The organism is Alphaproteobacteria bacterium, from assembly GCA_030740435.1.
Lineage (GTDB): Bacteria > Pseudomonadota > Alphaproteobacteria > UBA2966 > UBA2966.
The window spans coordinates 1-9938 of sequence record JASLXG010000159.1; the positions used below are offsets into that span (position 1 = coordinate 1).

The following is a 9938-nucleotide window of genomic DNA, read 5'->3' on the forward strand; positions in this document are numbered from 1 at the left end:
CCGAGCACTGGCGGGCCGGCGCCCGTTCGCGCCAGGTCTGGCGCCAGTTCTGAAGCCGCCTGGCCCGCACTGGCCCGCATTTCTCACCGGGTCATGGCCTGCGCGTCGCTGTCGCGCCGAAAGGGTAGGAACGCTGCGCCGCGCGATGTGGGACATCGGGCAAGCAGCGTGACACACCCTGTCGGCGCGACAGCGGCGCCCGAAGGGTCGCCCCCAGCTGCGCGCCCGCTACGGGAAAGGTCGAAGAGCGTAGTCCCACTACGCTCATCGACCTTTTCCTTCCGGATCGCATCACCTGGGGGCTTTGCTGCCCGTGACCCGGTGAGAAATGCGGGCTAGCGGTCGGGGTCGTCGGGATCGTCGGGCAACAGCGGAATGTCGTCGGCCAACAGTGCGCTGAAGGCCGCCACTTCCTCGCGCACGCTGGCCACCGCGATGTCTTCGATGCGGCGGTAGAGCGCCAGGGCCTGGTGGCCGGCCGCGGTAACCCGGGCACCGCCGCCGCCGCGGCCGCCGGTGGCGGTCTCCACCAGGGGCTGGCGGAAGCTGCGGTTGGTGGCATCGACCAGCAGCCAGGCCCGGCGATAGGACATGCCCAGCGAACGGGCGGCGGCCGAAATCGAGCCGGCCTCCGCGATGGCCTCGATCAGTGCCAGCTTGCCCGGCCCCAGCGGGTAGAGCGAGCCGAAGGCCACCCGCACCCCGGCTGGCCGCCGCGGCGGTTGTTGCTCCGGCCGTTTTGTCGACCTTGCCATGGTGCCATCACAGGGACCGGAGGCAAAGGAGTCAAGGTTGCCGGTTTTGCACCTGCTCTTTCGCTCTCTACAATCGTTGCGTTACTGTGGGAAACGACTGGACGGGCGGTGGCGAGGGAAGGCGGGATCATGGAAATCTTGACGGCAGACGTATGGATCATCGGCTCGGGTGCGGCCGGACTGATGGCAGCCATCACGGCCCGGGCCGAAGGCGCCGACGTGGCGGTGCTGGGCAAGCGGGCGCCGGGCGGCGGCACGGCGACGACACTCAGCGTCGGCGCCTTCGCCGGCCCCTGGGAGGGCCTGGACGTCGACAGGTACCTGGAATTGACGCTCAACGCCGGGCGCGGTTTGAACCGGGTCGAGATGATCGAGATCATGGCCCGGGAATCGGGCGATCGTTTTCGTGACCTGCTGGCGTGGGGCATGAACGCCACCTCTGAGAAAGGGCATTTCCTGGCCAAACCGGCCCAGCAGGCAGCCGACCAGGCGCCGGTGTTCGGCCGCGAGATCGTGCGCTGCCTGAGCGCCAAGGCCGAGGAGATGGGCGTTCGCTTCGTCAGCCATTCGGTGGTCAGGCGTCTGGCAGCCGATGATAGCGGCATCTCGATGGTGGCCTATTCGGCCCGCCGGCAGGGCTGGTTCGGGCTCACGGGCAACGCCGTGGTGCTGGCTGCCGGCGGCGCCGGGGGCCTTTACCTGCATCATGACAACCCCCAAAGCATCACCGGCGATGCCTATACCCTGGCATTCGAGGCCGGGGTCGAACTGATGGACATGGAGTTCGTGCAGTTCTACCCGGTGGCCATCGCCGAGCCCAAGCTGCCGTCCTTTCTGATGGCGCCCGACGGCGTCGATTTGGGCGAGGTCGTCAATTCAGATGGCGAAGACATCTACCAAAAATACGATATCACCGCGCGCCCGGCCGGCACCCATTCGCGTGACAAGTTCGCCCAGGCGCTTTTCAACGAGATCGAGATCGAGGGCCGCGAGGTCTTTCTCGACCTCACCGGGGTTTCCAAGGAGACCTGGTGTGCCAACCCCGTCTCGGCCGTCAATTGGGGCTACCTCAATCGCAAATACAAGGCTTTCGACAAACCCTTCCGCATTGCGCCCCTGGCCCATTTCGCCTGCGGCGGCGCCATCACCGATGAACATGGCGCGACCTCGGTACCCGGGCTCTTTTCGGCCGGCGAGGCCTCGGGCGGAGCCCACGGCGCCAACCGCATGGGCGGCAACGCGCTGACCGAATGCATCGTCTTCGGCCACCGCGCCGGCACCGCGGCGGCCCGCCATGCCGGCTCGAGCGAGGCCCGGAGCCAGGATCTCAAGGCCCTGATGCCGATGGTATCCAGCGGCGATCCGCGCAGCGACGTCGACGCCCTGAAGCTCGAATTGCGCGAGGTCATGTGGCGCTACGGCGGCATCAGCCGCAGCAGCGAAGGCCTTGCCACGGGCCTCGAGAAGGTGCGCGAGATCGCTGATCAGGCCCATCGCACCCGCGGCGTCAACGAGCCCAAGCAGATGGAAAAATTCATCGAGCTGCAGCTCGCCACCGGCGCCGCCGAGCTGATCCTCGAGGCCGCCGGCCGGCGCCAGGAAAGCCGGGGCGTCCATGCCCGCACGGATTTCCCCGAGGCCGACGACGCGGCTTGGCTGGGCCATCTTTGCCTGCGGCAGGGTGAGGCCGGAACGGATTGGCGCTTCGAGCCGCTCAGCGACGCCGCCGGCGCAGATACGGCCTGAGCGCCGACCACAAGGCCGTGGCCAGCCGGGCCGCGAGCCGCCACAGGCGGCCGGTCGCGGCCAGCACCAACCCGGCCTCGTGGCCGTAGAGTTGCACCAGCACCGCCCGAGGCTCGTTGACGGCGCGCCAGCGGATCTCCTCGAGGCGCCGGGCGCTGATCAGCCACAGCGGGCTGAGCGCCAGGCTGAGCGCGATGACGGCAACCACCAGACGGCCGGCATCGGCGCTGATCAAACCCCGCCCCAGTGCGGCGGCGGCCAGCACGAAGGAAAATTCACCGATCTGGCCCATCACCGTGCCGGCCAGGAAGGCGCGTTCCCAGGGCTCGCCCTGGAGGCGCAGGATGGTGATGTTGAGCGCCGTCTTGGCCAACGTCACGGTCAGCACCAGGACCAGCACGATGCCCAGGTTGCGCCAGATGAAACCGAGGTCGAGCAACAATCCGACGGACAAGAAGAACATCATCATCAGGATGGCCTCGATCGGGCGCGTCACCTCGATCATGCGGCGGCGCTCGGCCGAATTACCCAGCACCAGCCCGGCGATGAAAGCGCCATAAGCGGCCGACAGCCCGAGCAGGCTCGAGACCACCGCCGCCGCCAGACATAGCGCCAGCCCCCCCAGCGCCGCCAACTCGACGCTCGAGGCCAGTTGCCGGGCAAAGGGCAGGCTGACCTTTCGCCGCCCGCTGAGGGCGCCGATGATGGCCGCCAGCACGGCCACGGCGATGGCCGCGTTGATCAGGGCGGACATAAAACCGCCGCCCTCTCCTCCCAACGAGCCGATGATCAGCAGCATCGGCACCACGGCGAGATCTTGGGCGATCAGCACGCCGACGGCGAGGCCGCCGGTTTCGCTGCGCAGCTCGCCGATGTCGTCGAGGATCTTCATGGCCACGGCGGTTGAGCTCAGCGCCAGCGAACAGCCCACGACGACGGTCAGCGCCAGCGGCCAGTCGAGCACCTGGCGGGCCACCAGAGCGACGCCCAATGCCGCCGCCAGTTGCAGTGCCATGGTCGTAAGCGCGATACGCCAGACCCGGCGAAAGGCGCGCAGGCTGAGCTCGAGGCCGACCAGGAAGAGCAGCAACAGCACGCCCAGCTCGGCCAGCAGCCGAATGTCGTGACGGTCCGCCACCAGCCCCAGCGCCGAGGGCCCGAGGATGACGCCGGCCAGGATGTAGCCCACGAAGGCAGGCTGGCGCAGGCTGTGGAAGGCCACCCCGCCGACCACGGCCCCGGCCACCACCAGGGCCACATCGCTGAGTTCACTACCCATGACCGGTCAGTCCTTGTGGCCCTGCAGGCTCGGCCGGCCTTCAGACCACGCTGAAGGGATCGAGCCGGCTGCCGTCGTGAAAGCGCGAGAAGCGGAAGGCGGCAAGGTCGATCGAGGGCTCGGCGCCCCGCGCCAGTTCGGCCGCCAGTTTCCCGGCCATGGGCCCGACGCCGAAGCCGTGACCGCTGAAGCCGGTGGCCAGCACCAGGCCGGCCGGGCGCTCGAGGCGGTCGATGGTGGGCAGCATGTCGGGCGTGAAATCGATGTAGCCGGCCCAACTGCGCTCGATCTCGGCCCCCTCGGCGGCCGGCAGCAGGCGGCGGAGCTCCGCCATCAGGCCCCGCAGCAGGGCCTCGTTGGGCCGGGGATCGAGGGTGCGGAAGCGGACGAGCTCGCGGCGCAGCGCGGCCTTGGAGAAACGCCCGGCCAGGAGATCGAAAAACAGCCTGTTTAAGTGCAGCTTGACGGCGCGCTTGTGGCGAAAATAGCCCGAGGCAAAGGCCGGCAGGTTCAGGATCGTATCCAGGGTCAGGTCATGATCGACCGAACGGGTGGCGACGTTCATGGTGCCGTCGTGGCGCTGGCGGAAGGCCACGCCGGTCCAGGTGGCGGCGCTGGTGATGGGCGGCAGCGGCCGGGTCCGGGCCACCGAGCCCTTGAGCCACATCTGCGGCAGGCGTAATCCCAGCAGGCGCAACATGCGGCTCGACCAGGTCCCGGCCGCCAGCACCACCACCGGCGCCTTGATCAGGCCCTGTTCGCTGACCACCCCCGAGATGGCCCCGGCCGTGGTTTCGACGTCGAAGACGGCGCAATTCGTCAGGAACTCGGACCCGCGGCTCTCGGGCCCGCGGCTCTCGGCGGCGCGCTGCAGGGCGGCCGTGGCCAGCCTCGGCTCGGCCTGGCCGTCGCTGGGCGTAAACACGCCGCCCAGGCAATCGATGCGGTTTCCGGGCAAGTGTTCAGCCACCTGGGCCGGCGTCAGCAGGTGCGATTCCAGGCCTTGCTCATGGGCCGCCGCCACCCAGCCCTCCCAGGCCGCCTGCTCGGCCTGGTCGGCGAAGGTGATCAGGTTGCCGCCCTGGATCCATTCCACGCTGTCGTTGATTTCGCGTTCCAGCCCCTGCCAGATGTGGTTGGCGCCCATGGCCAGGCCCAGCTCTTTCGGGTCGCGGCCCTGCTGGCGCACGAAACCCCAGTTGCGGCTGGACTGCTCGCCCGCCACTTCGCCCTTTTCGCAGACGATCACGGAAAGGCCGTGCTGGCCCAGGAAATAGGCGGCTGCCGTGCCGACGATGCCGGCACCGATGATGACCACGTCGGCCTGGCGCTCCATGATCCTCACTCTCCCTCGAAATAGGCGGCGAGTTGGGCTGGCAATTCTTCTTCGTCGAACTCGAAGAGCTCCAGCAACACACCGTCGGGGGCGGGGCACATGATATAGCGCCAGAAGCCGAAATCATGGATGTCGCCGCGAAAGGCCACGCCCTTTTGGCGCAGCTCGGCCACCAGGCCGGCCAGGTCGTCGCTCTGGTAGCCGAGATGGTGGACGGCACCGGTTGTGTCCCCGCGTGGCGGCTGGTCGTAAAGATGCAGCCGGCCCCGGCCCAGCCGCAGGAAAACGTTGCGCCCGCCGCCGAATTCGCCGTCGAAGGCCACCTCGCCGCCCAGCATGTCGCGGTACCAGGCGACGCTGGTCGCCAGGTCGGAGGCAAAGAGATGAACATGGTGCAGTCCGTTCATGGCTTAATCCTGTGTGGCAAATCCTATGTGACGAGGGCACGGGCGGCTTCGGCATCGGCCGGGCTGTTGATGTTGAAGAAAGGATCCCGGGGCTGGTCGGGATAGTCGACCAGCAGGTGCCGGTAGCGCGCCGTCCAGCTATCGATGCGGCGCAGACCCTCGTCGACCATGGCGGCTCGCAAGGCCCCGGCCAGGCGTAGCGGCCAGAGTCCGAACACCGGGTGCGTGCGGCCACCGGAACGGGCGCAGGCGGTGTCGGCGCCGCCATCGCGCACGGCCTGGTGCAGGCGCGCCACCAAGTCTTCCGGGAAGAACGGCGTATCGCTGGGAAAACTGGCCACGAATTCGGCCTGGGCGAAATTGGTCTGGGTCCATTCCAGGGCCGCCAGCACGCCGGCCAGGGGGCCGGCAAAATCGGGGATGCTGTCGGCTACGAAGGGCAGCTCATAGGCGGCGAAGCGTCCGGCGTCGCCGTTGGCGTTGAGCACCAGGGTGGCCACCTGGGGCCGGGCCCGGTCGATGGCATGGGCCAGCAGCGGCCGGCCGGCCAGCTCGTGAAAGCACTTGTCGCCGCCGCCCATGCGCCGCGACAGGCCACCGGCCAGCAACACGCCGACGATGGGTGCCGTGGTCTCAGGCATCCCGGCCGCCTTTGCGTGCCTGGGCCGCCGGCTCCTCGGGTTGGGCCGCAGGATCGGCGTCATAGACGATGCGTCCCTCGCCCGCCAGGCAGAGGAAGCGCCGGCCCTTGGCCCGGCCGATCAGGGTCAAATTCGCCCGCCGCGCCAGTTCCACCCCCCAGGCCGTGAAGCCCGAGCGCGAGATCAGCACGGGGATGCGCATCTGCACGCACTTGATGACCATCTCGCTGGTCAGGCGTCCGGTGGTGTAAAAGAGCTTGCCCTCGGGTCCCAGGCCCTCCTGAAACATATATCCGGCGATCTTGTCGATGGCGTTGTGGCGGCCCACGTCCTCCATGTAGAGGAGCGGCCGGTCTTCCTGGCAAAGCGCGCAGCCGTGGATGGCGCCGGCCGCCAGGTAGATGCTGGGGCGGCTGTTGATTTTTTTCGAGATGGCGTAAAGCCAAGACGTGCGCACCCGGGCATCGGCGGCCAGTTCGACCTCGTAGAAGCTCTCCATGACGTCGCCGAAGGCCGTGCCCTGGGCGCAACCCGAGGTCAGGGTCTTCTTGCGCAGCTTGTCCTCGAAATCGGTCTCGCCCTCGGTGCACACCACGACGACATCGATCTCGGCATCGAAATCGATGGCCGTGATACGGTCGTCGCTGGTCAGCATGTTCTGGTTGATGAGATAACCCACGGCCAGGTATTCGGGATAGTCGCCGATCGTCATCATGGTGACGATTTCCTGGCCGTTGAGGTAAAGCGTCAGCGGCCTCTCCACCGGCACGCTGGTGGTCACCGGGGCGCCTTCGTGGTCGGTGCCGTGGCAGCGCTCTACCAGGCGCGGATCATCGGGATCGGGCGCCAAGATGAATTCGCCAGCGGCGGCTTTTTCTTCGTAGGCTTCGGTCATGGGATGAATATGCGTCGAAGTGGCGCCCTGGGAAAGGGCCAAGCGCCCCGGAGGTGAAGCATGAACGACGAGACCAACATCATGGTGCGGCCCTTGGCGGACTGTGCGGTGCTGATTACCGGCGGCACCTCGGGTATTGGTTTGGCCTCGGCGAGAGCGCTGGCCGAGGCCGGCGCCCGGCGCTTCGTGCTCAACGGCCGCAACGCCGAACGGGCCGAGGCGGCGCGCCTGAGCCTGGCCGAGACGGCGCCCGAGGCCGAAATCCACCTGGCGCTGGGCGATGCCTCCAGCCAAGCCGGCGCCCAGGGCGCGGTGGCGGCTTGCCTCGACGCTTTCGGGCGCATCGACGTGTTGCTCAATTCGGCCGGCGGCGACGTGCTGCCGAGGCTTTTGCACGAACAGGGCATGGACGAGATCGAGGCCGTGCTGCGAGGCGAGCTCCTGTCGACCATCCTGCCCACCCGGGCCGCATTGGAGCCCATGATGGCGCAAGGCGCGGCGGCTCGATCATCGCCATCGCCTCCGACGCCGCCAAGGTGGCGACACCGGGCGAGGCCGTCATCGGCGCGGCGCTCGCCGGTATCCTGATGTTCACCCGCACCGCCGCCATCGAGGCCAAGCGCTCCGGCGTGCGCCTCAACTGCATCACGCCCTCGATCGTCCGGGGCACGCCGCACTACGACAAGCTGATGGCCGACAAGTTCGCCGGCCGGCTTTTCGCCAAGGCCGAACAGCGCGCCAACCTGGGCGTCGTCGAGCCCGAGGATCTGGCGCAGTTGGTGGTCTACCTGGCCAGCCCGGCGGCGGCCAAGCTGAGCGGCCAGGGGATTAGTTTGAACGGGGGGATTACGGCGGCCTAGGGCGGGACTCAGGCGATCACGGCAGCGGGCGGGTACGTTTGAATTCGACCCACAGGGGGAAATGATCCGAAAGCCGGTAGGATTTGGTTTTTGCCGTCATTTGTTTGTCGCCGTAGACGTATCGCAGGAAATCGAAATAGCCCCCCCGCTTGGCGTATTCGAGCCCCAGGCGGTTCTTGCCGGCGCCGGGGCCGGCGAACCAGGCGATCTGATCGTAGAATTTTTCCAGCTGCGGACGCGTCTTGCTCGCCGTCACGGTGCGCGGGACATTGTGCAGCTCCTTGGGCACCATCAGGTCGGTTGAGGTAAAGGCCTGCCACAGCAGGTCGCCCTTGCGGTCGATGTTGAAATCGCCCATGACGATGAAGTTCTGGTGCCATTTGTTGGTCCGCTTCGACCAGTCCGCCAGCCACTTGGCAATGGCGCGCAGTTCGGGTTCACGGTCCGCCGCGTTGTGGCCGTATATGACATGCAGCGTGGTCAGGATGAATGTGTCCTGGCCGGCCCGGAAACTGACGGCATAGGGGGTGCGGACGAACTGCCGGTTGAGGGCACCTTGGTCCATACCGCCGGCGATCTGTTCCGGCGGCACCACCAGTTCGGCGGCCAGGCCGGAAAGCTGCACCCGGCGCTGGTCGAAGACGAAGGCCAGGCGTTCGCCGGCACCGGCCTTGCCCAGGGTTACGTCGGTCATGACGAAGCCCCAGTTCGGCCCCAGTACCTTCATCAGGGTGCGTAAGGCGCGCAGGTCGCCGCCCACTTCCTGCACCGCGACGACGTCGAAACGCGAGATGATCTCGGCGATGGCCAGCAAGCCGCGCAAGTCGCGCTTCGGGCTGTCGCTGTCTGCCGCCGTCCATTTGCGCGTCAGGCCGCCGAACTTGCGGATGTTCCAGGTGGCGATCAGCAGGTTGCGGTCGACCAGCTTGGCCGGAATCTTGTTGTCGAGTGCGGCCCGCATGGCCGCCATGTCCTTGCGCACGGGCGGCGGTGGTGGATCGAAGATGTTGGCTTGGGCTTTGGCGGGCATGGTTGCGACCTTTCTCCCGACGCTTATTGGGCGACCACGTCGCCGGTGAAGGTGATGGCGTTCTCGTAAGCCTTGACCGTGGCTTCGCGGAGCCTGAGGAAGTGCTCGATCACGTTCGAGGCCACGGCGTTGGTATCCTCGATCAGGGCCGCGATCGCGGCCGTCTTGTCCGCCAGTGTATCCTCTGCATCCGTGACCTTTTTTTCCTGAACTTGGACTTCGCCACGTTTCTTGACCAAATCCGACTCGGCAGTATTCAGATCGATGCAGTCCTGATTCTTGGTCCGATTCGCAGCATCGATAGCATCGCATTTGCCGTCCAGATCGGCGACCTCGGCGACAAGCTCCCTTTCGGCGGCTTGCAGCTTTTCCAGATCACCCTGCTGGTCTTCGAGATTCCTGGTTTCGGCCTTCGCCGTGACGGCGTCGCGAATCTTGGCGACGAGGTCGTTGCGGAAGCGGTCCATGGCCCGGATAGCCGAAGCAATATGGGCGGGGCGAAGCGCCACCTGGGCGATATCGGCCTTCTCGAGCTTTATCAGACTGAGAAGTTTGCTGTTTTTCTCTTCACCCGTGAGGATCCGATAGGCGTCAATGGCCGATCTTTTCTCGCCGATAAGCTTGGCCAGGCCAGCTCCGGCCGCCACTTTCTTTTTGCACGATTTGGTTTCCTTGCCGGTGTCCGTCTTGACGGTCTTTTTCGCCGACGACAGTTCCTTCTCGACTGCCTCGAGCTTGCGTTTCAGCTTTTCCTCTTCGGCCTTGCTGGCCCGGCGCCGGGCCGAGAATTCCTCGATGACGCCAGCCAGCGCGCGAACCGGGTTCTTTTTCGAGGCTCGGCCCAGGGCCCAACGCTCCGCCTCCTTGCGGCCCTTCAGTTTCGCGCCGTGCGATTCGCGCGCTGTCAACTCGTCCGCCTGCACCAGGATCGAATTCCCCACCGCCTGCAAGACATCTGTGTATTTTCTCGTCTGGGCGCCGTTCGCCCT

Annotated in this window: 11 protein-coding genes; 3 read left to right on the plus strand and 8 right to left on the minus strand. The window is 66.8% G+C overall.

All coding sequences use genetic code 11. The annotated features are described in order from the left end of the window. Nucleotides 1-335: 335 nt before the first annotated feature. On the minus strand, nucleotides 336-755 hold the full coding sequence (locus tag QGG75_16130; GenBank protein MDP6068762.1) for a LysR family transcriptional regulator: 420 nt from the start codon (nucleotides 753-755) through the stop codon (nucleotides 336-338). Nucleotides 756-884: 129 nt separating this feature from the next. Between QGG75_16130 and QGG75_16135 the strand changes: the two genes are divergently transcribed. After that, nucleotides 885-2501 (plus strand): FAD-binding protein, encoded by a 1617-nt coding sequence (locus QGG75_16135; GenBank protein MDP6068763.1) that lies wholly within the window; start codon nucleotides 885-887, stop codon nucleotides 2499-2501. Here the strand turns inward: QGG75_16135 and QGG75_16140 are convergent. Genes QGG75_16140 through QGG75_16160 form a run of 5 tightly spaced genes read right to left on the minus strand, consistent with a single transcriptional unit; the run spans nucleotide 2470 to nucleotide 7059 of the window. Continuing rightward, nucleotides 2470-3780 carry a cation:proton antiporter gene (locus tag QGG75_16140; GenBank protein MDP6068764.1) on the minus strand — a complete coding sequence of 437 codons (1311 nt, stop codon included), beginning with the start codon at nucleotides 3778-3780 and terminating at the stop codon, nucleotides 2470-2472. The two genes, QGG75_16135 and QGG75_16140, sit on opposite strands and share 32 nt — an antisense overlap. A 40-nt stretch (nucleotides 3781-3820) precedes the next feature. After that, a complete protein-coding gene (locus tag QGG75_16145; protein MDP6068765.1) occupies nucleotides 3821-5116 on the minus strand; it encodes an FAD-binding oxidoreductase in 1296 nt (431 codons plus the stop codon). 5 nt (nucleotides 5117-5121) lie between these two features. Beyond that, nucleotides 5122-5523: a VOC family protein gene (locus QGG75_16150; protein ID MDP6068766.1), complete on the minus strand. Its 402-nt coding sequence runs from the start codon at nucleotides 5521-5523 to the stop codon at nucleotides 5122-5124. A 23-nt stretch (nucleotides 5524-5546) separates the two neighbouring features. Beyond that, nucleotides 5547-6164: a molybdenum cofactor guanylyltransferase MobA gene (gene mobA / locus QGG75_16155; GenBank protein ID MDP6068767.1), complete on the minus strand. Its 618-nt coding sequence runs from the start codon at nucleotides 6162-6164 to the stop codon at nucleotides 5547-5549. Continuing rightward, nucleotides 6157-7059, minus strand: coding sequence for a formate dehydrogenase accessory sulfurtransferase FdhD (locus QGG75_16160; protein MDP6068768.1), 903 nt, complete (start codon nucleotides 7057-7059; stop codon nucleotides 6157-6159). The genes mobA and QGG75_16160 overlap by 8 nt, the downstream gene beginning before the upstream one ends. A gap of 60 nt (nucleotides 7060-7119) precedes the next feature. Here QGG75_16160 and QGG75_16165 point away from each other — a divergent pair, with 60 nt between their 5' ends. Next, complete coding sequence (locus tag QGG75_16165; GenBank protein MDP6068769.1) at nucleotides 7120-7647, plus strand: SDR family NAD(P)-dependent oxidoreductase; 528 nt, start codon at nucleotides 7120-7122, stop codon at nucleotides 7645-7647. Beyond that, a complete protein-coding gene (locus QGG75_16170; protein MDP6068770.1) occupies nucleotides 7596-7919 on the plus strand; it encodes an SDR family oxidoreductase in 324 nt (107 codons plus the stop codon). Before QGG75_16165 ends, QGG75_16170 begins: the two co-directional genes overlap by 52 nt. A gap of 16 nt (nucleotides 7920-7935) precedes the next feature. Here the strand turns inward: QGG75_16170 and QGG75_16175 are convergent, their stop codons facing one another. Both QGG75_16175 and QGG75_16180 read right to left on the minus strand, forming a co-directional pair. Next, entirely contained in the window at nucleotides 7936-8949 is a 1014-nt protein-coding gene (locus QGG75_16175) for an endonuclease/exonuclease/phosphatase family protein (protein MDP6068771.1), read from the minus strand. 23 nt (nucleotides 8950-8972) lie between these two features. Then, a partial coding sequence (locus QGG75_16180) for a hypothetical protein (GenBank protein MDP6068772.1) occupies nucleotides 8973-9938 on the minus strand: 966 nt, incomplete at its 5' end.

Excerpts from the sequence above, each read along its gene's own strand:
- QGG75_16175 (MDP6068771.1), bottom strand. The coding sequence starts at position 8,949 with ATGCCCGCCAAAGCCCAAGCCAACATCTTCGATCCACCACCGCCGCCC.
- QGG75_16135 (MDP6068763.1), top strand. The coding sequence starts at position 885 with ATGGAAATCTTGACGGCAGACGTATGGATCATCGGCTCGGGTGCGGCC.
- mobA (MDP6068767.1), bottom strand. The coding sequence starts at position 6,164 with ATGCCTGAGACCACGGCACCCATCGTCGGCGTGTTGCTGGCCGGTGGC.
- QGG75_16160 (MDP6068768.1), bottom strand. The coding sequence starts at position 7,059 with ATGACCGAAGCCTACGAAGAAAAAGCCGCCGCTGGCGAATTCATCTTG.
- QGG75_16130 (MDP6068762.1), bottom strand. The coding sequence starts at position 755 with ATGGCAAGGTCGACAAAACGGCCGGAGCAACAACCGCCGCGGCGGCCA.
- QGG75_16165 (MDP6068769.1), top strand. The coding sequence starts at position 7,120 with ATGAACGACGAGACCAACATCATGGTGCGGCCCTTGGCGGACTGTGCG.
- QGG75_16140 (MDP6068764.1), bottom strand. The coding sequence starts at position 3,780 with ATGGGTAGTGAACTCAGCGATGTGGCCCTGGTGGTGGCCGGGGCCGTG.
- QGG75_16150 (MDP6068766.1), bottom strand. The coding sequence starts at position 5,523 with ATGAACGGACTGCACCATGTTCATCTCTTTGCCTCCGACCTGGCGACC.
- QGG75_16145 (MDP6068765.1), bottom strand. The coding sequence starts at position 5,116 with ATGGAGCGCCAGGCCGACGTGGTCATCATCGGTGCCGGCATCGTCGGC.